The organism is Vibrio pacinii DSM 19139, from assembly GCF_000711795.1.
In the GTDB taxonomy this organism is placed as follows: Bacteria; Pseudomonadota; Gammaproteobacteria; order Enterobacterales; family Vibrionaceae; genus Vibrio; species Vibrio pacinii.
This window is the reverse complement of record NZ_JONH01000012.1, coordinates 1-23661: the sequence shown is the minus strand read 5'-3', so window position 1 is coordinate 23661 and position 23661 is coordinate 1. Positions and strand designations below refer to the sequence as shown.

The 23661-nt window shown below is 44.6% G+C and carries 21 protein-coding genes; 8 read left to right on the top strand and 13 right to left on the bottom strand.

Annotation, left to right across the window (positions count from 1 at the left end):
* Positions 1 to 108: 108 nt before the first annotated feature.
* From BS19_RS08330 to BS19_RS08315, 4 genes are all read right to left on the bottom strand, one after another.
* On the bottom strand, positions 109 to 1230 hold the full coding sequence (locus BS19_RS08330; protein ID WP_038174596.1) for a lipocalin-like domain-containing protein: 1122 nt from the start codon (positions 1228 to 1230) through the stop codon (positions 109 to 111).
* Positions 1231 to 3684, bottom strand: coding sequence for an FtsX-like permease family protein (locus BS19_RS08325; RefSeq protein WP_038174595.1), 2454 nt, complete (start codon positions 3682 to 3684; stop codon positions 1231 to 1233).
* Complete coding sequence (locus tag BS19_RS08320; protein ID WP_038174594.1) at positions 3665 to 4336, bottom strand: ABC transporter ATP-binding protein; 672 nt, start codon at positions 4334 to 4336, stop codon at positions 3665 to 3667. The genes BS19_RS08325 and BS19_RS08320 overlap by 20 nt, the downstream gene beginning before the upstream one ends.
* A gap of 121 nt (positions 4337 to 4457) precedes the next feature.
* Positions 4458 to 5828: an MATE family efflux transporter gene (locus BS19_RS08315; RefSeq protein ID WP_038174593.1), complete on the bottom strand. Its 1371-nt coding sequence runs from the start codon at positions 5826 to 5828 to the stop codon at positions 4458 to 4460.
* A gap of 108 nt (positions 5829 to 5936) precedes the next feature.
* On the opposite strand from BS19_RS08315, the gene BS19_RS08310 reads away from it, so the two are divergent.
* Positions 5937 to 7370, top strand: a complete 1434-nt coding sequence (locus BS19_RS08310; protein ID WP_038174592.1) for a DUF2867 domain-containing protein — start codon at positions 5937 to 5939, stop codon at positions 7368 to 7370.
* A gap of 23 nt (positions 7371 to 7393) precedes the next feature.
* On the opposite strand, the gene BS19_RS08305 is transcribed toward BS19_RS08310, so the two are convergent.
* The 3 genes from BS19_RS08305 to rsuA all read right to left on the bottom strand — a co-directional run bounded on the left by BS19_RS08305 (position 7394) and on the right by rsuA (position 10165).
* Positions 7394 to 8053: a DUF2913 family protein gene (locus BS19_RS08305; RefSeq protein WP_038174591.1), complete on the bottom strand. Its 660-nt coding sequence runs from the start codon at positions 8051 to 8053 to the stop codon at positions 7394 to 7396.
* Positions 8053 to 9264 carry a Bcr/CflA family multidrug efflux MFS transporter gene (locus tag BS19_RS08300; RefSeq protein WP_038174590.1) on the bottom strand — a complete coding sequence of 404 codons (1212 nt, stop codon included), beginning with the start codon at positions 9262 to 9264 and terminating at the stop codon, positions 8053 to 8055. Before BS19_RS08300 ends, BS19_RS08305 begins: the two co-directional genes overlap by 1 nt.
* A gap of 199 nt (positions 9265 to 9463) precedes the next feature.
* A complete protein-coding gene (gene rsuA / locus BS19_RS08295; RefSeq protein ID WP_038174589.1) occupies positions 9464 to 10165 on the bottom strand; it encodes a 16S rRNA pseudouridine(516) synthase RsuA in 702 nt (233 codons plus the stop codon).
* 73 nt (positions 10166 to 10238) lie between these two features.
* Here rsuA and radD point away from each other — a divergent pair, with 73 nt between their 5' ends.
* From radD to BS19_RS08275, 4 genes are all read left to right on the top strand, one after another.
* On the top strand, positions 10239 to 11978 hold the full coding sequence (gene radD, locus BS19_RS08290; protein WP_038174588.1) for a DNA repair helicase RadD: 1740 nt from the start codon (positions 10239 to 10241) through the stop codon (positions 11976 to 11978).
* Between the two features lie 106 nt (positions 11979 to 12084).
* Complete coding sequence (locus BS19_RS08285) at positions 12085 to 12456, top strand: PepSY domain-containing protein (protein ID WP_100752410.1); 372 nt, start codon at positions 12085 to 12087, stop codon at positions 12454 to 12456.
* 5 nt (positions 12457 to 12461) lie between these two features.
* Positions 12462 to 13121, top strand: coding sequence for a response regulator transcription factor (locus BS19_RS08280; RefSeq protein WP_038174585.1), 660 nt, complete (start codon positions 12462 to 12464; stop codon positions 13119 to 13121).
* Positions 13111 to 14481: an ATP-binding protein gene (locus tag BS19_RS08275; protein WP_038174584.1), complete on the top strand. Its 1371-nt coding sequence runs from the start codon at positions 13111 to 13113 to the stop codon at positions 14479 to 14481. The genes BS19_RS08280 and BS19_RS08275 overlap by 11 nt, the downstream gene beginning before the upstream one ends.
* A 14-nt stretch (positions 14482 to 14495) precedes the next feature.
* Here the strand turns inward: BS19_RS08275 and BS19_RS08270 are convergent, their stop codons facing one another.
* The 5 genes from BS19_RS08270 to BS19_RS08250 are packed head-to-tail and all read right to left on the bottom strand — an operon-like array spanning position 14496 to position 20895.
* Positions 14496 to 15311 carry a DUF2931 family protein gene (locus BS19_RS08270; protein WP_245609263.1) on the bottom strand — a complete coding sequence of 272 codons (816 nt, stop codon included), beginning with the start codon at positions 15309 to 15311 and terminating at the stop codon, positions 14496 to 14498.
* Entirely contained in the window at positions 15257 to 15988 is a 732-nt protein-coding gene (locus BS19_RS08265; protein ID WP_038174583.1) for a DUF2931 family protein, read from the bottom strand. Before BS19_RS08265 ends, BS19_RS08270 begins: the two co-directional genes overlap by 55 nt.
* A gap of 1 nt (position 15989) precedes the next feature.
* Entirely contained in the window at positions 15990 to 18062 is a 2073-nt protein-coding gene (locus tag BS19_RS08260; protein WP_038174582.1) for a DUF2235 domain-containing protein, read from the bottom strand.
* Positions 18059 to 18841 (bottom strand): DUF4123 domain-containing protein, encoded by a 783-nt coding sequence (locus tag BS19_RS08255; protein WP_038174581.1) that lies wholly within the window; start codon positions 18839 to 18841, stop codon positions 18059 to 18061. The genes BS19_RS08260 and BS19_RS08255 overlap by 4 nt, the downstream gene beginning before the upstream one ends.
* On the bottom strand, positions 18841 to 20895 hold the full coding sequence (locus tag BS19_RS08250) for a type VI secretion system Vgr family protein (protein ID WP_038174580.1): 2055 nt from the start codon (positions 20893 to 20895) through the stop codon (positions 18841 to 18843). The genes BS19_RS08255 and BS19_RS08250 overlap by 1 nt, the downstream gene beginning before the upstream one ends.
* Positions 20896 to 21293: 398 nt before the next feature.
* Here BS19_RS08250 and rplY point away from each other — a divergent pair, with 398 nt between their 5' ends.
* A complete protein-coding gene (gene rplY / locus BS19_RS08245) occupies positions 21294 to 21572 on the top strand; it encodes a 50S ribosomal protein L25 (protein ID WP_038174579.1) in 279 nt (92 codons plus the stop codon).
* Between the two features lie 434 nt (positions 21573 to 22006).
* On the top strand, positions 22007 to 22144 hold the full coding sequence (locus BS19_RS20385; RefSeq protein ID WP_169739008.1) for a hypothetical protein: 138 nt from the start codon (positions 22007 to 22009) through the stop codon (positions 22142 to 22144).
* Positions 22145 to 22356: 212 nt separating this feature from the next.
* Here BS19_RS20385 and BS19_RS08240 read toward each other — a convergent pair whose 3' ends face one another.
* Positions 22357 to 22953 carry a hypothetical protein gene (locus BS19_RS08240; protein WP_157631156.1) on the bottom strand — a complete coding sequence of 199 codons (597 nt, stop codon included), beginning with the start codon at positions 22951 to 22953 and terminating at the stop codon, positions 22357 to 22359.
* Between the two features lie 443 nt (positions 22954 to 23396).
* Here BS19_RS08240 and BS19_RS08235 point away from each other — a divergent pair.
* A partial coding sequence (locus BS19_RS08235; protein WP_038174553.1) for an IS3 family transposase occupies positions 23397 to 23661 on the top strand: 265 nt, incomplete at its 3' end.

The window sequence follows — 23661 nt, the reverse complement described above, 5'->3', positions numbered from 1 at the left end:
TTCTTTCAGTAATTATAGGCAATATTGACCATTTTCCCTAGGCAAGTCAAAAACCACTTGTCATTTCCTGACCTGTGGCTCGTTTAAATACTGCTCTACAACGTTGTACTAGTAACCAACTAGCTGCATAAAGCCTTGCGCTTGGTGACTGCCTTGCGTTTCGATGGGGCCTTGCCAATAAGGAAGGGCAAAAGGTAGCCAAAGCTCGTCATTCAGTGTCGTCGCCTCGACATTAATTCCATACTCAGGTACAGCAATTTGCCACTGAGTGGGAATCGATTTTTCGTTAGCGATAACCGTTGTGTTAAGAGGTACGATAGTCAATTGTTCATTATTAAGTTCAATCACTTTACCGTCGTTGCTGGCAAGAGTCCCAAACAGATAGGGTATCTGCTTATCTTGTCTGTACCGACTGACAGATAATGTGGTTTGATTGTCTAAATTGATAACAAACCAATCCCATCCTTGTTGCCCTTGACCAAGCAGACCACTTCCCCACTCTTTGCTCATCCATGCTTTGCCTTCCACTTGAAAAGGTTGGCCGTCATTCAGTTGCAGTTCACCACGTACTGACAAAAAGGGCGCGGTTATCGCGTGCGACGCCACGGGCAGCAAATCGTGTTTCTGTACATAGCCACGCTCTCCAGGTACAACCAAAGGACCCGATGTTGAGGTATGCAAACTTAATTTTAACTGGTCGGTCTCAATGCTCAGCATGCCAGGGAATGGATTTAAACCAAGTGAGCGCCAATACCAATTATCAATCCATATCTTGAAAGGTTTCTGTGACATTCCCGCTTGTCCAATACCACCTCGGGCAATTCTCTGCTCACGCCATACCTGTTGTTGGTTTGATATCACAACGTTAGCAATATAGAGCTGTGAATTTAACCACCCCTTAAGGTTAGTATCATGATTGGCAATCCGGAAATAACTCCATTGCACTGAGTATTGATTACCTTGTTTATCAAACACGTTAGCAAAAAAGTGCCACCAGCTATGTTGATATTCATAATGAAAAGCGAAATCACGCGGTAGAACGACAGGATTATCAGGTAAAACCGGCTCGAATACATTGCCATTAGGTAGGTAGATGTCTTCATTGACAGCAGTGTCGTGACTTTGTGCAAAGAGATCAAAAAAGCGCGATTGAAAAGCGGCAGCGATTAAGACGATGATGGTTATCACAACCAAGGTGGATACTAAACGCCTCTTCACCACAACCTCCATTTACAACGAGTCTCGCAGAGACTTCATGGGTGTGTTTCGAACCATTCTTAAAACGGGGATTGCACCTGCCAGCATCAAAGAGCCCATCGCTAGTGTGACCGAATAAAAGTACTCTTGAGGAATAAATTGCAGCTCAATGGTCCAACCAAATGAATGCTTGATGATAATGTCGACCACAAGGCTCGCCAAAGCCAGCCCGAGAGGCATCGCAATCAGTATTGAGATTGCGCCAAAGACAAACAACTGCAAACTGCCCATCACGATCAGCTCTCGTCCAGACATTCCCAAACAGCGCAATAACGAAATATGCCGTTGACGCGAGATTTCCCCGGCCACTGTCGCAAAGAAAATACCAAACACCGCAATCACCAAAGTAATGTTGCCCAAAGAATCTGCGATAGAGAAGGTTCTATCAAATACACGCATTGCTTGATCATGAATGTAGCCAGTGTCAAAAATGCGTTGAGAGTCGATTCTGAACAGGTTTTCGAGGCGGTGCTGCAATGCTTTTGTCTCTGCTTTAGGGTCAAGCACAACACCTAAGGCAATACTGCCAGTGCCACCAAAAGCATAAAGCCAATTCCGATGAGAAAGCAGTATTTGGTTATAGCGGTTACCATAATCGTAATAAACTCCGCTCACCAACCAGCCATCACCCAACTCACCATTGAGGTTAATGATATCACCGGGACGTATGTCCATTTTAAGCGCCATCGATTCACTGATCATCACGGCTTTGGCTTGATGAAGATAATACCAATAATTAGGAATTCCAAGCTTAACCGTTAACGAGTCAAGTTCGCCTTCTGATGGTCCAGTGCTCACCGCTTGCAACAAACCTTTATCGGTTGATATTTCTTTCTCCCAGCGCCACCAAACCGAATTAACTTCAGGTTGCTCGGTTAACCAAGCACTTATTCTTGTCGCTGATTGACTATTTGGATAGATATACAAGTCGGCAGCTAAACGCTGACTCAGCCATTTGTCGGTTGTATCTCGAAAGCTCCCGACCATGGTTTCGATACCAATATTGGCTGCCATCGCCAACATAAAAGCCATCGTCGCAACCCCGCGATAACTCATGCTCGCAGCCGCATCACCAAAAAACCAACGTGCTTTAACCCAACGAAGCGAGTAAGAAAAACCTTCAAATACCCGCCAGATAATGTAGGGCGTAAACAGTGCCACACTCAGCAGCATCAGCACGATGATTACAAAGCCCAACTCCTGGCTTCTTGGCGCCTGATAGATAGCCACCGCTGAGACACAAAAAACACATGCGAGTAATGCTTGGAAGGTAAACTCTTTACCAGTAAAGCGAGTCAGCGACAGCCTTGTGGTTAACCGTGAAGGCGGTGAACGCAGCAGACGAACCAATGGCCATGCACAAGCGGTTACAGCGCCCAATGCCGACATCGCTAGACTATACAAACTTGCGTGCCAACTCCAAGCCACTGACAAACCGACATTGGCATCATAGAGATCGGCCAAGCTTGCCGATACAGAAGGAATCAATTGCTTGGCGAGCAACATACCAAACAAATTACTGCACATCCAACTGACAACGACCAACACAATCAGCTCTAAAAACAGCGCCTGAGCAAGCTGCCAGCCTGAAACGCCCATTTGTCTAAGTAAGCCGACCAAACGCTGACGTTGAGTCAAAGAGAGTGATATTGCTTGATAAAAAATAAACAGTCCGACCAGAAATGCCAGCATCCCCATCGCACTGAGGTTGATATGAAAAGCTTGGGTAAGAGACTCAAGCTCCATACGCGAACTATGGCTGATCTCTATCCCGTTTGGCAACATAGCTCTAAGCCTTGCCAACTTCTCTTGTGGCATTTCACTACAAGCAATAAAAGAGATACCAGCACTGCGCTCTATCATGCGTAGTAGTGCAATATCCGCCACGATGCGGGTTCCAGAGATCACGCCTTCCGAATCAATGACAATAGGGCCTATCATGCGACCGTCTTGCAATTGGATGGCGTCATTTGCCTTCCAACCCATATGCGCAGCTAACTCGCTACTGACCATAATGGGATAAGGAGGGCGCATCAAAACCAAAGACTTAAATTGACTGAGTTGAGCCTCTTGCTTGAAATGCATCATGGCCGCAGGGTCAATACCCATTAGAGTAATATCGGTCCCATCGACGGTTTTAACCCGAACATTATCAAACGGCACGCATTGCTGGAAACCATCGCGACGTAGTTGAACGTAAAAACCTTGAGGTATTTTGTTAGGAGAGTGCTTAGAACGAATTCGGTAAGGAAGAGGGTTATCAAACAGTTTTTCACCATGCTCATAACTGGCACGAGCATGGTCGTTAATTAAAGTAACACCAACAAGCAATGAGCCGCCAAGTGTCAAACCCAGCCACACCAGCAATATTTGCAACGGATAACGTCGATAGTGACCCAGTAACGCCTTAAGTACGGGCCATAACATGCAATTGCCCTCCTTGCAGCCTCACTTTTCCTTCCATGTGCTCTGCCACACGTTGGCTGTGAGTAACCAGTAACAGTGTGCAATTAAGCTGTTTGGTTAGTGATGTCAACAAGCGCATCACTGCTTCGGCATTACGTTCATCGAGACTGCCAGTAGGCTCATCCGCTAATAGCAGTTTGGGTTCCATATACAGTGCGCGTGCAATCGCCGCTCGTTGTTGCTGCCCACCTGAGACTTCTTCAGGATAACGACCCAGCAGCGGCATCAAATCGAGTGAGGAGAGAATCTGACGCCCTAAGCCTTGATCTTCAGGTAGCCCTTTTAACTGACGACAAAAACGAATATTGTCTGCGATATTCAAAGTCGGAAGTAAATTAAACTGCTGAAAAATAAGACCAATATTATTTCTTCGATAAGCTGTACGTTTGTTTTCGGTGACCTGATGCATCGAAAAGTCCGGAAACAGCACTTCACCAGAATCGACCGTATCAAGACCTGCGATCAAGTTAAGCAAGGTACTTTTACCTGACCCACTTTCACCCATCAAAGCGATTTGCTCACCTTGCTTCAAAGACAACTCAGCACCTTGTAAAACTGGGTGGAATTCTCCCCCGTCTAAATAGCCTTTACATAGGTCTGTCAGTTGTAACATTGAAACTCTCAATAACGTAAATTTAGGCTGTGAATCTACACTAAATCTCACTCTCAAGAAAGTATTTTGGACTCTAGATCACAGGATATGCACTCAAGTGATATAAAATCACGCCTAACGTCTAATTTTCAATCAAATTTCGAATCCATTTGCGAGTACGGGTGCGATAAAGTGAACCAAACCACTTGATAAGCTCTTCGGTTAAAAACAGCAGATAAATCCACTGCGGCTCCCAACCTAGCCCGATCGCGGCGAACGCCGCTAATGGAATTCCGATCAGCCATTGCGCAACCAAGTCTTGATAGAGGCAGAACTTCACATCGCCGCCAGCACGCAATATGCCAACGATAGTCATCATTGGTACGGAACGCAGAATAATACTCAAGCTCAACACAATCATAAACTTTTCAGCCAGCGCTCTGGTTTCAGGGGTTAAGGCACTAAAGGCATCCAACACGCTACCCTGCACAAAATAGAGTATTACTGCGACCACAATACCGACGATTAAGCTAAGTAACGTCACACCAATCGCTTGGTAGTACACCGCTTCGTAATTTTTGGCGCCAATCTGATTTCCCACTAACACCGCAGCAGCATTAGACATACCAATCAAAAGTGCCAAGGAAATCGACTCAACCGGAGTCATTACCGACAGTGCCGCTAAACCTTGTACACCCGACTGCCCCATGATCGCATGGTAGGCAAACAACCCTCCAGCCCAAGCAAGAAAATTAAACGTAGTCGGTAGCGAGAGTTTAAGAAATTTAATCACTCGTGGTAACTCAATGACCGAGCGAATATCATCAAGGCCAAACGCGAGAAGATGTTTTTTAGCGTACAGATAGCCAAAAAGTGTCGTCACTTCTATCGCGCCACTCAATACCGTCGCCATCGCAGCACCTTTGATTCCCATTGCAGGTATACCGAACTGACCGAAGATCAATACCCAGTTGAGGAAAATGTTCGATACAATCCCGATACCACTAAAGAAGGTGCTAATACCAGGCCGATGCATAGCTCGTAGCCCAACAGACATACTGGCAACACTCGCAACTGCAAACATTGTCACAGAAGTAATCACCAAGTACTCACTGCCTAAGCGATTCACTTCAGGATCGTTGGTCGCAAGCCCCATTATCTGTGTAGGGAACAAAATAAACAAAATCGCTGTCAACGCGGCAAAGAGTGTACAAACTAACCAAGTGAGCGCCGTACTTTCACGAACCCCTTGACGATCGCCGGCTCCCCAATACTGCGCCGTCAGCATTGCACCACCTGTGGTGACGCCGACCAGCATAATGGTCGTCACAAACGTGGCTCGAGCGGCTACCCCAACGGCGGCAATTTCAGCCTCGCCGAGCTGACCGAGCATTAAAACGTCAACCAAACTACGGCTCGAAAACATAATGCTTTGTAGCGTTATTGGCATCGCGATCGCAATCAAACGGCGAATAAAATCACCACGGGTGTGGTGTAACACTTGTGAAAACATCGTAGTGACCGTACCTTAAATTGCAACAGCATGAAAAAAGAGAAAAAAGCGGCCGACTATTATATGATCACTCCTGATATGAAACCAATAAAATAACAGAGGGTCGTGATGAAGAATGTGCTGGTTTTAGGAGCTTCTGGTTATGTCGGCTCGCAATTGCTTACCCAACTGTGCGCCCAAGGTTACAATGTCACGGCTGCCGCACGTCAAATAGACTATTTGCGCGCTCGGGTTGTTCCTCATCCGAACCTGCAACTGAAATATCTTGATCTAGCCGACAAGCAAGCTACTCAAACGCTTATCCAAAACTTTGATTTAGTTTATTTCCTTGTCCATGGCATGGCCCATGGACATGATTTTCTCGACTACGAAATCTCACTCGCAGAGAACTTCAAACAAGCGTTGCTGCAAAGCTCGGTTAAGCACGTGATCTACCTTAGTGCGATTCAACCGCAAACTGGCGATTCTTATCATTTGAAAGCTCGGCGTATGACCGGTGACATCATCCGCCAAGCCAATATCCCTATTACAGAACTTCGCGCTGGAGTGATCATTGGTCCTGGCTCGGCAGCATTCGAAATAATGCGCGATTTTGTTTATAACATGCCGATATTAATCACACCGAAATGGGTCGACTCTAGAGCCAATCCTATCGCCCTAGAAAATCTTAATCACTACCTTCTTGAAATCGCTCAAGAGCAGCCGTCGACTCATCAGCTATACGAAATCGGCGGTCCTGACACCCTTAGCTACCGCGATCAATTTAAAGTAATCGCTAAAGCGGTCAATAAGCCGATCACGATTTGGCCAACATCACTACTGACACCTAAAATGGCATCACGTTGGTTGGGGATTGTGACTTCGGTACCTTCCAGTATCGGCGCTGCTTTGTTGTCAGGCCTAGAGCATGACTTCATTGCTAATTGCGAAGATATTCAAGCTAAATACCCACAGCCTTTGATTCGATTCGAGCAGATGGTCAACAACAGTATTCAGCGCGAAGGAACCTTTGTTCGCAGCAATGTCTGGGGGTTCGACCCTGCAGCATTTTCACGTTGGCAACCCGGATTTGGCTACTATCCAAAACAAACTGGTGCTGAAATAACCACGGACTTAACGGCGAAACAACTATGGCAAATCGTGAAAACAATTGGTAGCCGAGAACAAGGTTACTTCTTTGCTAATAGCCTCTGGCGCACACGTGAATGGCTCGATATTTTCTTTGGCGGCGGTAAACCTATCAGACGCACCCCGCCAGGCCCGGAACTAAAAGTGGGCGATTTTATTGATTCGTGGAAAGTTATTCGTTGTGAAGACGAGGCATTTATCTCACTCTTATTTGGCATGAAAGGGCCGGGGCTTGGCCGACTCGAATTCACTATTCAAGATCTTGGCGATAAAAGAACGTTGAATGTCACCGCGTGGTGGCACCCACAAGGCTTTAAAGGATTACTTTATTGGTTTGCGATGATGCCAGCGCACCTGTTTATTTTTAAAGGTATGGTTAAAGCCATTGTGCGTAAAGCAAAAGAGCTTCCGTAATGGAAGCTCTTTTATCGTTTCAGCTAGACCGTTAAGCTCAGGGGAATTTCAGCTAACTGGTTACCGCGGTTGGCAGGAAAAATCAGGTACTCACCATGATATTTCACATTTGATTTGTAGTCGGTCACTTTATGCACCATAAAACCTGCCGCTGATGCTTTTTCAATAAAATCAGCATGGTGACCACGAACAAACCAATTCATCGGTTTGACCAGTTCTTCACCATCAAAGCAGTCGTCACATTGATCCGAGCAAAGCGCCAACGAATTAGAACCTTCGATAAATATCTGCACCTTGCCACAGCCAACCAAAGGCTCTGACGTCGACACTTCCCAACCGTTTGCTTCCATCATATCGAGAAAAGCATCGATCTCTTTATCTTTGATCACACGCTCTGGTTCACCTTGCGGGAAAAACTGCTGATAATAAGTCGAGATCCGTTGGAAGGTTGTCATCAATCCGGCCTGATCGCCTTTTGAGCGACCCATTTTTTGCCAACGAACAAGATCATCAACAACAATACGCGGAAACTGCTGCGATTTAATTGCTTTAGTCACCCAACGTACCAGATAGAGATTGTTAGCCACCGAGCCATTGCTTAGCCTGCCCGCTTTATGCTCTTTAGCAATATCTTCTAGTGCTTGATCCACGAGTTTTTGTATTTCTACGGTATATTGCGACATCACGCCTTTCTTCCATACATCCAATAACACGCGGCCGAAATAATCGAACACGCGCTCATAACTAATACCATTGGCCATGTTACACCGCCTGGCAACCATGCGACAACGGCACCAATGATCGAACCGGTACCAAAACGCAATGTGCCTGCCAGTGAAGATGCTGTGCCTGCCATGGTTGGGTATCCGCTCAAAAGTAGCCCCATACTGTTGCTACCTATGGTTGATAGTGTGCCAATAAACATCACAACAAAAATCACGGTCCCCCACAGTCCCCAATCAAATAACCATGTCGCGAACAATCCGAATCCGGCCAACAATTGCACCGCTAAACCAAAGCGCAACATGGTATGTGAGCCAACCTTTTTAACCAAACGTCCATTAATACTTGTCATCACGATCATCGCAATGATGTTCATACCAAACAGGTAACCAAACTGGTCAGGACGCACGCCATAAATATCAATATAAACAAACGAGCCCGCCGTTAGAAAGGCAAACATACCTGCAAACGAAAACGCCCCCGAGAAAATCAAACCAAGCGCTTGAGGGTTTTGGAACAGACGTGAATAGTTTCTTAAGGTATTTCGCAATCTGAACGGTTGCTTATTCTCAGCGCTCAATGTTTCTGGGATCTTCCACAATACCAAAGCAATCACAACCAAAGAGAAGCCGGCTAATATCCAAAAAATGGCTCGCCAACCAAACCAAATAGCAACATAACCACCAATCATTGGCGCGACCAAAGGAGCAAGCGTGACCACTAAAGTGACAAATGACATCGCTCGTGCAAAGTCTTCGCGATCAAACATATCTCGTACGACCGCTTGAATCACAACGGCCGCGGCTGCTCCTGCAAAGCCTTGCGCGGTACGAATCCACATCAATGCTTCAATACCCTCGGTTGTTGCACTGACAACGGATGCTAAAGCAAAGAACAGTATACCTAAAATCAATACTGGGCGTCGCCCGTAGCTATCTGCAAGTGGGCCATGAATAAGCTGCCCAATAGCAAAACCGGCCGTATAAGCGGTCAACGTAATCTGAACAGCGCCTTGTTGCACACCAAGATCGCGAGCAATCGTTGGCATCGCTGGCAAATACATATCAATCGCCAGAGGCGTTAGTGCACCGATGGCACCGAGAACAATAAATAAAAGCAAATTGATTTGTGGCGCATTAACATTAGATGGCGGTGAGGTATTCTCGGACATAAGTCTCCTACTCGGCTGTGGATTAGGTGCAGCCTCCTTGCTACAACCAAACAGAATGGAATCACGGTGCCGTGTATCTTCATCGCGAAGACACATGACGATCGACACCTAAAAAAGATATTTGAGCGTTCTATCCTCAAACATTTAAAGCAAAAAGACTAGTTCCTATTTGGAAATAAACCATTTCCTAAACCTAGAATTATTTCCAAACAGAGTCGATTTCATCTTGAGTGAGGTAGCGATATTCACCAGGCTCTAGAGAATCACATAATTCGATAGCACCAATTCGCTCTCGGTGTAAATGCTCGACCTTATTGCCCAATGCCGCGAACATACGCTTCACTTGATGGTACTTACCTTCGGTAATGGTCAGTAATACTTGGTTCTCTTCACGATCCACAATCTCAAGCTTGGCAGGAAGCGTCAGATCTTTTTCGCTCCGCAGTTGAATGCCTTCGGCAAATTTTTCGACGTAATCATCTAATATCGGGTCAACAAGCCAAACACGGTAGGTTTTCTCACACTTGTGTTTTGGTGATGTAATACGGTGTGACCATTGACCATCATCGGTAATTAAAACCAAACCTGTGGTATCAACGTCTAATCGTCCAGCAAAGTGAAGTTCGTCCATTTTCACTTCATCTAGCAACATAAATGCCGTTTGATTGAAGCCATCTTCATGCGAGCACACAAAACCATCTGGTTTAAATAACATGATATAGCGCGGACCCAGTTTGTGAATTTCTCTGCCCTGCCACTCTACGCAGCAGTCATCGGTCACTTTGAACGCCCCACTTTTTTGCACGACGTCGTTCACCGTGACTTCACCACTTTTAAGGATTTTTGTTGCTTCTTTTCGCGTCGCACCAAGTGCGTCGCATAGATATTTATCTAAACGCATGAATACCTCATCTTTCTTAGGTGAGGTATTATAGTGCGACTGGACCAAATAGTTGAGCTATTTCACACAATTTATGTATACACTTCGCCCATACCAAGCTGACTCTGTCAAAGCTGTCATCCATTACTTTCGTAAACACTCGACACCTGCGGTATTGGTGCTTCCTACCGGAGCGGGCAAAAGCTTAGTGATTGCAGAACTCGCCCGGCTAGCCAAAGGACGCGTGCTTGTTCTCGCCCACGTCAAAGAATTGGTGGAACAAAACCACGCAAAATACGAAGGGTATGATCTTAAAGGGGCCATTTTCTCGGCTGGACTTGGCCGCAAAGAGACCGATCAACAAGTGGTCTTTGCCTCGGTTCAATCGGTCGTTCGTAACCTTGAACAGTTCAAAAATCAATTCTCATTGCTGGTGATTGATGAGTGCCACCGCGTTCCCGATGACAAAAACACCAGTTACCAGAAAGTCATTCAGCATCTCAGCGAACAGAACCCTGGCATCAAAGTACTCGGTTTAACGGCCACCCCTTATCGCTTAGGCATGGGATGGATTTACCAATACCACACACGCGGCTTAGTGCGTAGTGAAGAACCTCGGTTTTTTAAAGATTGCATTTTTGAACTGCCGATTCGTTACCTGCTTGACGAACAGTTCCTGACGCCCGCGAAAATGATGGATACTCCCGTGTTAAGTTACGATTTCTCGCAGCTTAAACCTGCAAGCACAGGACGCTACAAAGAGGCAGAACTCGACATGGTGATCGACAAGGCCAAGCGAGCCACCCCGCAAATTGTTGAGCAGATCATTAGCATGGCTAAAGAGAAACAAGGTGTGATGATTTTTGCCGCTACCGTCAGGCACGCTCAAGAGATTTATCAGCTTTTACCCAGCGGCCAAACAGCCATTGTTATCGGTGATACCCCGACACCCGAACGCGATAGCATTATTGACCAATTCAAACAGCGTCAGATTAAGTTTCTGGTTAACGTCTCAGTACTGACGACTGGGTTTGACGCCCCCCACGTTGATCTCATTGCTATTTTACGCCCAACCGAATCAATTAGCCTCTATCAGCAAATTGTTGGGCGTGGATTACGGTTATCTCCCGGAAAAAAAGAGTGTTTAGTGCTTGATTATGCGGGTAACAGTTACGATCTTTATCAGCCTGAAGTTGGCGATCCCAAACCCGATTCTGACAGCGAAATCATTACCATTCCCTGCCCTGCTTGCGGGTTCAATAATAACTTTTGGGGCAAGCTTGATAGCAACGGTTTTCTTATCGAACACTTTGGTCGTAAATGTCAGGGCTTTCTCGAAGACGATGAAACGGGAGAGCGTGAGCATTGCAACTACCGTTTTCGCGCCAAATACTGCGGTGAATGTGGCGCAGACAATGACATTGCCGCGCGTATATGTCATGAATGTGACGCAACCTTAGTCGACCCTGACAAAAAGCTTAAAGAGGCATTAAATCTAAAAGATGCCTTGGTTTTCGAGTGCATCGAGATGGATTTAACCGTGCATAAAGATGACAAGGGAAAAAGTAGTCTTAAGGTTTGTTATATCGGCGAAAATCAGGCTAAAGTCAGCGAATTTTGGTCACTCACAACTAAAAATCAGAAACAGCGCTTTAAAGATCAGTTTGTTCGTCCTCATCTTGCTGACAAACACCGCCCATTTGAAGACGCTTCACCAACTAAAGTGGTGAACAATCAACACCGCTTTCGACCGCCACAATTTGTTATTGCCAGAAAATCTGGCCGATTTTGGAAAATGCGCGACAAAATCTTCGCCGATGAGTTAACCCAGTAATCGATAATTCACTTGGCGTTCATATTTGAGTCCATATACTCATATTGAGAAACTTTAAAGGGGTACCATTGTGTCTAAACGTCCAATTACACATTTTATAGTCTTGATGGTATGTACACTGTTCGCTTGGCCTACGATAGCAAAAGATCACGACGACTATGATGGTCATGCATTAGTTCAAGACGTCCACAAACCGGGCACTCGTATTGAATTCGATGAGGACCAAGACGAAGTCTACGACGCCGTAAAAAAAGGCTATATTCAGCCATTTTCTGAAATGTACGCCGTGGTTGAGCGCGACTTGCATGGTCGAATTATTCAGGTTGAACTTGAAGAGGATGATGATATGTGGATTTACGAGCTAAAACTAAACCACAATAACAACATTCTGAAAGTTGAATACAACGCCCAGACGTTGGAAATGCTGCAAATTAAAGGCAGAAACATCAGACAAGCACTTAAAAATACAGAAGACTAACGCTTATGAAAATTCTTGTTGTTGAAGATGACCCACGTTTAGGCCAACAAATTATTGAGTCACTGGAACAGACGGGCTGGGTGCCAGAACTTGCCCAAGACGGCATTGATGCTTTATACCGCGCGACATCTGAAGAGTGGGACGCGATTGTATTAGATCTTGGGTTACCAAAACTGGATGGTTTAACTGTATTAAATGGCATTCGCGATGAAAACATCAATACCCCAGTGATTATTTTGAGCGCCCGTGACACCTTGACTCAGCGCGTTGAAGGTCTCAATGCTGGCGCCGATGACTACCTTACCAAGCCATTTGAGATGGTCGAACTCACCGCTCGTATTCGTGCTCAACTGCGCCGCGCTTCAGGCAGTGCTTCACCTATTCTACAAGTCGGCAACTTGAGCCTAGATACTCGTACGTCAAAAGTAATGTGGCAAGGACAAGCGGTAAGCTTAACCGCCTTGGAATATAAAGTTGTTGCCTATTTTATGCATAACCCAGAAAAAGTCATTTCACGCACTGAGCTCGTCGAGCATATCTATAAACAAGATTTCGATCGTGACTCAAATACAATTGAAGTCTTCATTGGCCGAATCCGAAAAAAAATCGCCCCTAAAGTAATAAAGACTGTCCGCGGTTTAGGGTATCAATTGAATGCCAAATAAAATACGTCCAACTCTCAAGCGCCTGAGCCTTAAAAGTCGCTTAGTACTGGCTGCCATTGTGTGGCTAACCGCGATGGTTTTTGCTGCTGGAATCAGTGTCCCGAACCAAGTACTCAACTACATGGTCGATGACACTAAAGGACAATTAAATCTATTTATCGACGAAATATCCGCGTCGATTGAGGCGGATGAAACCGGCAATATCACACTGGCTAATGCGCTTTCTGATCCGCGTTTTAATCGACCTTACAGCGGGCTTTATTGGTCTGCTCAGACTGACTCTGATTTACTGCGTTCGCGCTCATTGTGGGATAAAACCATGGTGTCTGAACGTAACGCTAAAGAGATGCTCGGCGCGCGCGGTGAGACACTAATTTTCGTCAAAACGAATCTCTATTACCCCGATTACAAAGGGCCAATTCAAGTACTAATTGGTATCGATGAGCAACCGATTAAAGATACGGTGCGCGACCTTATGAGTCAGTTGTGGGTCATTCTTGCGCTACTCTATTTTGGCGTACTTCTCGTCATCATGTTGCAAGTTCAGTGGTCGCTGAGTCCATTGACCAAAATGCAAAAAGAGTTGGCTCAACTGCGCAGCGGAGATAAAACACGCCTTGACCAAGACTATCCGAAAGAAGTCTCGCCCGTCGTCTCTGATCTCAATGCGCTACTGTTCCACTATCAAGAGTTACTCGAACGCGCTCGGCATCATGGTGGTAACTTATCCCATGCATTAAAAACGCCCCTTTCGGTACTCAAAAACGAAATCAATAACTTGGACTCTAATACTCAACAGCACTTACTGCCTTCTGTCGAACAAATTCAAAGCCAGATTGATTATCATCTTGGCCGAGCCCGCATGGCAGGATCGAAGAATATTCTTTCCGTGCGTAGCAACGTAGCATCAAGGGTCGATGCGATTTCGATGGCATTTGACAAGCTCTATGCGAACCGTCAAATCACTTTGGTTAACGAGTTAGATTCTGAAATCGATGTCGCTGTAGAGCAAACCGACCTAGATGAAATGGTCGGCAACCTACTTGAGAACGCCTACAAGTGGTCGAATACGATTATTCGTGTTTACTCCGAGCCCGGTGAAATCGGCGACATTAATATTATTATTGAAGATGATGGACCGGGAATTCCTAACGAGGATGTTAATCAAGTCACGCAGCGCGGTGTCAGGTTAGATGAAACAACACCCGGCAGCGGTCTTGGCCTCAATATTGTCAGCGAAATGGCTCATAGTTACCGTGGTAAGCTGTCGCTTTCTACGAGTCACTTAGGTGGACTAAAAGTCACTCTATCATTGAAGCTTCCGCCTAACCACGAAAAGCACTGCCGAGACTCTGATTAACTAAATGAACTTAACTAGTTGATGTCTGAGTAGACTTTATTGACTTTGTCCCAAGGGATGGGATCTATCGACACACCCGCTTGTTTAGCTCTTTCAGCAATTCTATCGCTGTAGTTCGCTTTATAAATTTCAGCGTTATTGCCAAAAGTATCAGCATCAAGCTCAGCATCTGGTGTTATCTCGGTGATGTATTTATATTCACCACAACCACGCAACCAAACTTTACTGTTCCCGTTGGGCAAAAAACCAAAAATCATATCGGTGCGATAGCAATCTCTCACAACACCATCCCATCTGGTGTACGTTTCTTTGGTACTCATCACCGTCTTGATATTGGGTGACAAATCCCATTTAGTCGTGAAAAATCTTTGGTTTGAAATGGAAGCCCAGTAAATGTAGATACTGTCCGGTAATGTTTGGGTGCCAGCGACCTGACCAATCTTAGTTACAGGTGTCCCTAGAACTAGACCAAAACCATCATAATCAGCTATATCTTGCCTTATCCTACTCAACTCTGTTCTGCGCATATAGTGCATATCGTTGTGAACAAACGATGTCCAATCCTTTTCCTCATTCACTCCATAAGCTTCGGTTATTTTTGCCGGATACAACGAAGACATAGCATATCCAATACGCCATTTAGGCATATCTTCAGGAACACTCGGTACTTTTGTAAATGCATAAGAGGCCATCGGCAACATCACCAACACGCTAGACAATAATTTTTGCACTATCACCACTTTCGGCAACCCGATGAGTAACCGGCTACAACACATCAGTTTACTTGTTTGATTTTTTCGCTGAAGTACACTTTGTTCACTTTGTCCCATGGGATTGGGTCTAAAGTCTCACCTACTTCTTCTGTTCTTTTAGTAATTCGTGCGCCATAGTTAGCTTTGTAAATTTCGGCATTGTTACCACGCGAGTCTGCTTCAAGCTCAGCATCTGGCATTAGTTCTGTTACGTATTTATACTCGCCGCAGCCATCTAACCAAACCTTAGTGTTTCCATTGGGCAAAAATCCAAAAACAATGTCATTTTGATAGCAATCTAGGACAGCACCATCCCATGTAGTCATTTGCCTTTTTGTAACCATCAATGATTTAACCTCTTTTGTTAAGTCAAATTTAGTCACAAAGAATCTTGCATTACTTATTGATGCCCAATATATAAATACGCTGTCTGGTAGTGTTTTGGTCCCTGCTACCTGAGGAAAGATCCCAACGGCCGAACCTAGCGGAATACCAAAGCCATTATAGTTTGGTAGCTTACCTAAAATTCTATCCAATTCTGTTCTACGAATAAATTGTAGATCGTTGTGAATTAATGACGTCCAATCAGCTTCATTATTAACACCATAAGCTTTAGTCACCTTTGCTGGATACAATGAAGACATGGCATAACCAATGCGCCATTTAGGCATGTCTTCTGGAACGCTAGGTACTTTTGCAAATGCATTGGAAGCGACTGGCGCTATGAGCAGCATTGTCGCCATTAATTGTTTCATCTTAGCTTTCCTTTTTGCATTCAAATATTTCACGAACAAAGGTATCTCCAGATTTGTGCGGTTTATTGGCTATAGAACAATCAGCAGAGTGATGAATCAAATTCGCTTTCATAAAACTCGACATAATAGCGCTATCTTTTACTTCTTCAACACTCTTCACGTTTAGCGCACTTAACATCTTCCCACTCTTGGCTGCAGATAACGCTTTTTCACAGAGCTCGCCAAATTCATATCCACCTATTATTTTTGGAACCGAGTAATAGCTGTCTCCTTGCTCATCCCAAACTTTACCTTGTTGATCATCCAGAGGAACTTCCGCATTTTCAGCAAGACCAAACATAACACGCAGATATAAACGCGATAAGTCCCCTTCTACAACTCGCTTGTTGTGAAGTGTCCCTTCCAAGTAAGTTTGATCGTTGCCCCCTCGGGCAACTGTCTTGTAGTCAATGATATAATCATTTGCATTCCAACCTAAACACAACTCATGGTCGATAACTTTTTTGAACCTTTCATCTAGTGAAGCTTTGACCTTATCGTAGTTCCAACGATTGACATTTCGACGCAATCTTTTAATCGGTTTTTTCTCTAGTAGTGGTAGTTTGTATCGGCCTTGGCTTTGTCCGGCGAGTGTGTCATAGGCCAGTGTGGACTGGTAGCCGCCACCAAGATCAGAATGAGCACCAGGAACAACATACTCATCAAACTTTCCATTCGGATTGACTTTATTTAAACAGAAGTTATATCGATACTCGGTTTTCTTATGCGCGGTCATGTGAACTACTTTGTCAATCCGTTCAGGGTCGAGCCAAAGCCTTATGTCACCATTGTTATCATTGTGTGGGGTAAAATCGCCGCTCCATGGGTCAAAAATAGCGGCAACAGTATCAAACAGACCAACAAACTTAATGCAACACGATTCATTATCCCCCCAATCAAATCCCGCTTTCATATCGATTGAGTTTGCTTTACAAGCCTGAGTAAATTTAGTCGCAAATGTTCCTTTCTCACCATCCACTACATCATTACTAAAGTGCCTCGCTGCTGCCGCACCTCGACTAAACCCAAAAACATCGAGTTCCAATTTAGATATGCCATCAGCCATAGCTTCCACATAAGCTTGAGATTGACGAATCTGATTGAGGTTATCGCACAGTGCACTTATACCAGTATCAACTTTTGCTACTACGCCATAGTCACCCGTTCCAAATGCCTGTCCTGGCACAACGGATTCGTCTGAGGGCTGAGTATTATCAACTTCGTTCCCTGTACCTATACCTGTAACATATTCTGGATGAACAAATGTTCGGCTTTCTTTTAGGTATTCGTCCCTCAAATACAAATCATGTAACTTCTGGATGTTCGTCAGTTCATTTGCTGCACTTCCGTCTACGACAAAGTCCTCTTCCCAGAAAAAATGAAACTTTTCGTCGTCAGGGTATTCGAACATCTCATCCGGCCACTCAGTGACTGGTTTATCTTTATGTACAATGTGCTTGTTACGCCACTTGGTATAGTATTTCTCTAACTGCTTTTTACCCCACTGGGCGCTGTACGTATTGTTACCGGTTCCATCAAAGAACATCCCTACACGGAGAGTAATAAAGTTAAAGCCGCGTACTTGCAGTACATAACTATTATCTACTACCAACTTTAAGCTGTCTGCTTTACCTTTTTGATGGCGAGAAGGCAGAACTTCCCCTTCCGCAAGTTCGGTTACATCTCCGGCGGTTATCTCGACGTATTTTGGTGTAGAATCTTGATGTCCCTGATATTCACTGGCGAACTCTTTTGTCGGATTGGCTTCTGAATTCGGTGTGCGCTTGTCACCTTGGGCTTCAATCAACCAAGATTGACTGTCTAGCTTAAGAGTGGCAACACCCGCTGCGAGCTCTTCCAATAAAATTGGGGCTTCACCTAGTGATATTGGAAATTCATTACCAGCGCCGTCAGTTAAAACGCCACTCACGCCTGAAAAGGGCTGATTGAACTCATCCCGAACAAGGATTTCAATCCAGTGATTACTGTTTTCACACGGATAGCAGTAAGGACTGGTTCCTGTTTCACTACTCACGACCAAGTCTCCTTAATGCTTTGTAATGCTTTAAGCTCATCAAATGTTAAACGAAGGGGCATTGATAGTTCTGAAAGGTGTAGATTCGCTTGTTTAGCCACTTCAATGATCACGCACGACTCTAGCTGCGACTTTTCATAGTTGCGTTCAATAGCACTTTCAAGCGCATGAATGATCACATTGGATGGACTATCGAATTGCGCTAACGCATTGGGTATCAGTTCCCACAGACGTCTTTCAAGAATTTTTGCATGGTTTTGAACGTCGTAGAGCGCATCCATATGATGCGGCAATAGACGCCACCAAACGTCCACATTGAGCTCAAAAGGCTTACTCGCGTTATTTTTAAACTCATGAACTTCTTGCTCTGCGAGTATCATAGTGTCGATATTGCCCATAAATGCATAACGTTCACTTTCATCCATGGCTTGAAGCATCGCGAGAAGGACCTTTTTATCGTAATAGCGAAACATGACTTCTTCACCGTCTAACGATGCGATTAAAAGGCTGCGTAGGTGATCAATCACCTCATCAACTGGCCTTTCACTTCGTAATAGGATACCTAGATCCAATACAACATCATCCAATGACGTGACTTGCTCGGTTACGGGGATCAACCAAGGTGATAAGTCCATCGCTGGCGCAAAACTCTCTCCAAAGAAGAGTGGTACCGCCTCATCAAACCCGAAACCAAGCGCTTTCACAGCAAGACGATGCGTTTTGCTATCGACTAACCAATAGGCGTTACTGTCACTCCACGGTAAATAAGCGGCTAACATCAAACATCACCTGCTAATGGACACATTTTCACCGCTGGAATACTTGACTCTTCAGCTTGTAAAAGAGATTGGTAACGGATGGTTTTTGCAACTTCAGGAACTGGCGGCGACTCTACATCAATCGGTAGTATTGGCTCGCTGCCACTATAGACGCTGCCTGAACTTGCACTGCCTCCAGAGTTTAGATTGATCGCAGGACCAACTAAATGAACACCACCGCCATCAACTTTGACGAAACTGCCACCGGCCTTGAGGGTAATTTCAGCCCCAGCCTCTACAACGATTTTGGCGCCACTCTTGAATGAAATTTCGCGCCCCGCCTCGGCTGCGAATAAGGTGCCAATTTTTTGCTCAAGGTTACTCTCGACTATTTCCGTGTTTGAGCCTACAACGGTCAGCCTTGATTCAGCTTGTGTCACTGCATGATAGTTGTTAGTGATTGAGTCAAACTGATCATTATCAATTTGAACATGGAGGTCATTGCGGATATGGGTTTTTGCGTCATTGAGAACTTCAGCTTGAAAGTCTTTTTGTGCATGCAAGTAGATTTTCTCTTGGTTGACTTGGTCTTCAAAGCTCAGTTCATTAAAACCACTTCCTTGGTGTGACTCAGTTCGAATCACCGTTTTGCTCTTGTTGTCTGGCAACGGATAAGGCAAGGCGTTGGTTGCATTGTAAGTTCGGCCAGTAACAATCGGCTGATCTGGATCGCCATTTAAGAAAGAGACGATGACCTCTTGCCCCACTCTTGGCAACGCAACCATTCCATACTGAGAACCCGCCCAACCTTGAGAAACCCTTACCCAGCAAGAACTATACTCGTCGCCATTTGAGTAACGATCCCAAGGGAAATGTAGCTTCACTCGCCCATATTCATCACAATAGATTTCTTCAGCTTCTGGGCCAACGACTAGGGCAACACAAGCACCATCGACTTTAGGTTTCGCTTGCGGCTCTGCTTGCCAAATAGTATTGGCTGGAATCAAAATAAGTTCATTTTGGTACGTTGTGGCACCATTACCTCCCTCTTCTTCAAGAGCTTGAGGTTGGGTTCCGGTCACGACAAGATTAATCACTTGCCACAGGTTAGTAGAAAAGTTTTCTAATTGATCTTCAAGTTGAAACTTGAGCCCGGCTTGCATTTGTAAATGGTTACTCTGAGCAACCGCTGAATGCGCCATCCTGCGTAAATATTCTAAACGAGTACGACTAATCGCAGCACCGACTAACTCTTGTTTGTAACGTCCCGGAAAATCAAAGTGCTCGTAAAGGTGACTGTTTTGATATTCAACTTGCGATGCTTGTTGATCTTGTAAAAAGCGATAAGCTGGCTTTTTAAAACTGTAGTCGCCGGTTTGAACGTGACTTACCTGTACACGTTTGGTTTCTGCCAAGCCAAAAACATGCGCAATATCTGCAGAGCCACCAGAAACTGCATTATAAGGAATCGGTGTCTGATACTCGATTAGACACTCAGTGGCATCACAAAAAACAACATTATGCTTGTTATCTTCATGCTGGAAGTAGTACGTGATGCCCTCTTCGGCCAACAGACGATGAATAAACGCCAAATCTGTCTCTCTGTACTGCACACAGTATTCTCGAGTTGCATACTCTTTCTTTAGTGCAAAGCCGTAATCTGAAATTCCCATCTCTTGCAAAAGGATAGAGACGATTTCTGGCACCGTCTGCGATTGGAATATGCGGCTATTATGTCGTAACGACAAACGCTCAAGAGCGGGAACAAGAACAATCGAGTAAAAGGTATGATGATGGCCAGTATCGCCTTTGGTAAAGCTTCTTACCACGCCATGTACAACTCGCTCGCGAACATTATTACGATACAGCTCGAGCTGTACATTTTGATCAACAACATCATCTTGATGAAGAGTATGACGTCGGCTGGCTAAATCAATGTTGAAACGATAACCACAGCACTCTTGGCCAGATTCTAAACGCGTCGAAGATAACGACTCAGTACCTGAAAACTGTCGAACTACCAGCGAATCATCGTCTAGCCCTTCAATTTTTATCCGGTAATGCAGTGTTGGCATAACGCTTCCTTTCTTTGCTCGCAACTCACGAGACCATTTAGTGAATCTACGCGATGTTGCAAAGATAGCGCCAACAAACAACTTGTGCCTATTGCTGATATCCAGCGCATGAACCGCTAAAATCAAGCAAGGTTTTGCCTACTTTCAGGCAGCATTTTACTCATAGGCAAGATTTCTATTATCAGAGCGTAATACAGACAGTGCTTTAGACTTAACCAATTGATAGTGCATCGCCTTAAAACAAAGGGATTAGAGGATTTTGAGTTGCGGCAAAAGAGAGAGAATGTTAGTATCCGCGCTCGCTTATGGAGTTACTACCAATTTCTCTTGAGCGTTCAATGTCCGCGAGGTCGCATTGCGGACGTATAAATCAATTTGTATTTTTAGAGAGTCATACTATGAAATTTGAAGCAGTAGTACGTACTGAACTAGGTAAAGGTGCGAGCCGCCGCCTACGTCACGCTGGTAAATTCCCTGCTATCGTTTACGGTGGTGAAGCTGCGCCAGTATCTATCGTTCTTAAGCACGATGACGTTATCAACCAAATGGACAAGCCTGAGTTCTACGAAGGTATCGTTCTAGTAATTGACGGCGCTGAAGTTAAAGTTAAGCCACAAGACGTTCAACGTCACGCGTTCAAGCCAAAAGTTGAGCACATGGACTTCATCCGTATCTAATTCCTACCAGGAATTATTCGGATAAAATCCAGCCTTTTGCATATAAGATAATCGGAATTACCAACCGAGAAGTCTAGAAATTCGAAACCCCGATGCTACCAACATCGGGGTTTCACCGTTTTTGAGCCCTCAAAAACGCTCTCAATTCTCTTCAACTTACTGAAACTTCGCCACTTTACGTGAACCGACAATAACCACATCATTTCTGGGTGGATTAAGTGTGGACGAATAGTGGACTTATACAGTAGTTTCTCTCTCATCTATCTTAGACCCATTTTCACTACTACTCAAATCGCAGCCCCACTCCCCCTACTTTATTCTTTCGCTCTAGAACATATCTGAAAGAGCCTCACAGAGCCCCTGTCAAGCTTCAGAGTAAATCCCATATCAGTGATATACTTCCTATTAAATCGCTTACTGGTGAGGCTACAAAAATGGATAAAAAGACTTATACCGAACAAGAGCTACTCGAAGGGTTAGATGCTTATACTGCGCATGTTGATGAGTTAGCGGAGTTGGTTGAGGCAGAGATGGATTTAGATGAAACTGAAGAAGAAGGTAGCTACGAGTAAAGTGCTCATTCGCAGCTGATTGTCTTTAAATTGACCTAAGGGCTAACTCATTTTTGGACAACTCTATGTTACATGCATAGCTAAATTAGCATTTAGCGGATTACTTGACGTATGGCAAAGCCTCTAATGTAGAGGCCAGATTCACTTAGCTTAGCCACTACACAGAGAGCCCATTCACTATTTAGTGATGGACTCTTTCAATAAGCAGATAATTAAACAAGAACACGAGCTCCAGGGACATAGCCACCAAATTTCGCAATTCTCTGCTTCAGTTTGTAGTTTGAGTCTGAAGGTAACGCACACCATTTACGCACCTTCTCGACACTCGACCAAAGTGCCGATGCATTGAGGTTTTCGATCACAATCAAAAGGTCCTCAGAGTCTACTTCGGCTATCTGGAACAATTCATCCATATAAGCAGCATTGTCCCCATACTTCTCAACATCTAGGTAGGTAGATATGTTACGTTTAGGTGAGAGTTGGATGAATAGGTGGTAATTCATTTCCTCGCTAAGGTAGAACTCAACACGTACGGCTTGCCAAATCTCTGGTTTCAATGAATCGGGGTAACGGTTAAGAGAACCAAATTTATCTAAAACTGGCTCATTTACGGGTCGAAGCTCACCTTCATTACTCATTAACAGTACTTTTTCACCAGTCATTATGATGTCTTCACAGTGGCTGAGCTGAGCAATGTTATGAGGCTCTTCATTACATAGGTAAAAACTCGTTTCGCTTTGCACAAGAAACCACAGTTGATAGAGTAAATGGAAGGCCTTTTTATCATCCAAAACCACATCTGAGTCCATGAACTCCATTTTTGGTTGTCTTGCTCCATCCTCCTCTCTTAGCCATGAGCTGTATCGCTCAAAAACTTCGTCTGCTTCATTGGATCGAATCAACTTATCGATATCTGAAAGCTCGATATATCCCTTATCGTTGAACCTACCATTTTCAAATATATCGAAGCTAGCTAGTAACTTACTTTGTACCTCTTTGCTCCGTAATTGAGTTAACAGATTATTACGGTAGCGGCTCTCAACAAACTCTCCATAGACATCAAAGAATCTATCAAGACTTTCAAAGTAGTAAGCTCGCTCATAACGTCCTGAGTTGCGTCTAGGGCTCCCGCAAATATCAATAATTCGTTGCCGCTCAGAAGTGGTTAACGCTCTCTTACTGTAGTGGCATAGTGAATTTGGTCACTTAGTTAGAGGTGATATCATCACCTCATAAGTTAACAGGTGACACTATGACAAAACGCACAAGACGACTATTTAGCGCAGAATTTAAGTTAGAAGCAGCGCAGTTAGTCCTAGACCAGAACTACTCAGTGACTGAAGCAGCCCAAGCCATGAATGTGGGTAAATCCACGATGGATAAATGGGTTCGCCAACTTAGAGGAGAGCGCCAAGGGAAAACACCGAAAGCTTCTCCTATGACCCCTGAGCAAATAGAAATTCGGGAATTGAAAAAGAAGTTGGCTCGCCTTGAAGAGCATAATGAAATACTAAAAA

Coding starts and splice junctions, on each gene's coding strand:
- BS19_RS08330 (WP_038174596.1), bottom strand. CDS start 1,230: ATGGAGGTTGTGGTGAAGAGGCGTTTAGTATCCACCTTGGTTGTGATA.
- BS19_RS08325 (WP_038174595.1), bottom strand. CDS start 3,684: ATGTTATGGCCCGTACTTAAGGCGTTACTGGGTCACTATCGACGTTAT.
- BS19_RS08320 (WP_038174594.1), bottom strand. CDS start 4,336: ATGTTACAACTGACAGACCTATGTAAAGGCTATTTAGACGGGGGAGAA.
- BS19_RS08315 (WP_038174593.1), bottom strand. CDS start 5,828: ATGTTTTCACAAGTGTTACACCACACCCGTGGTGATTTTATTCGCCGT.
- BS19_RS08310 (WP_038174592.1), top strand. CDS start 5,937: ATGAAGAATGTGCTGGTTTTAGGAGCTTCTGGTTATGTCGGCTCGCAA.
- BS19_RS08305 (WP_038174591.1), bottom strand. CDS start 8,053: ATGTCGCAATATACCGTAGAAATACAAAAACTCGTGGATCAAGCACTA.
- BS19_RS08300 (WP_038174590.1), bottom strand. CDS start 9,264: ATGTCCGAGAATACCTCACCGCCATCTAATGTTAATGCGCCACAAATC.
- rsuA (WP_038174589.1), bottom strand. CDS start 10,165: ATGCGTTTAGATAAATATCTATGCGACGCACTTGGTGCGACGCGAAAA.
- radD (WP_038174588.1), top strand. CDS start 10,239: ATGTATACACTTCGCCCATACCAAGCTGACTCTGTCAAAGCTGTCATC.
- BS19_RS08285 (WP_100752410.1), top strand. CDS start 12,085: ATGGTATGTACACTGTTCGCTTGGCCTACGATAGCAAAAGATCACGAC.
- BS19_RS08280 (WP_038174585.1), top strand. CDS start 12,462: ATGAAAATTCTTGTTGTTGAAGATGACCCACGTTTAGGCCAACAAATT.
- BS19_RS08275 (WP_038174584.1), top strand. CDS start 13,111: ATGCCAAATAAAATACGTCCAACTCTCAAGCGCCTGAGCCTTAAAAGT.
- BS19_RS08270 (WP_245609263.1), bottom strand. CDS start 15,311: ATGGGACAAAGTGAACAAAGTGTACTTCAGCGAAAAAATCAAACAAGT.
- BS19_RS08265 (WP_038174583.1), bottom strand. CDS start 15,988: ATGAAACAATTAATGGCGACAATGCTGCTCATAGCGCCAGTCGCTTCC.
- BS19_RS08255 (WP_038174581.1), bottom strand. CDS start 18,841: ATGTTAGCCGCTTATTTACCGTGGAGTGACAGTAACGCCTATTGGTTA.
- BS19_RS08250 (WP_038174580.1), bottom strand. CDS start 20,895: ATGCCAACACTGCATTACCGGATAAAAATTGAAGGGCTAGACGATGAT.
- rplY (WP_038174579.1), top strand. CDS start 21,294: ATGAAATTTGAAGCAGTAGTACGTACTGAACTAGGTAAAGGTGCGAGC.
- BS19_RS20385 (WP_169739008.1), top strand. CDS start 22,007: ATGGATAAAAAGACTTATACCGAACAAGAGCTACTCGAAGGGTTAGAT.
- BS19_RS08240 (WP_157631156.1), bottom strand. CDS start 22,953: ATGGACTCAGATGTGGTTTTGGATGATAAAAAGGCCTTCCATTTACTC.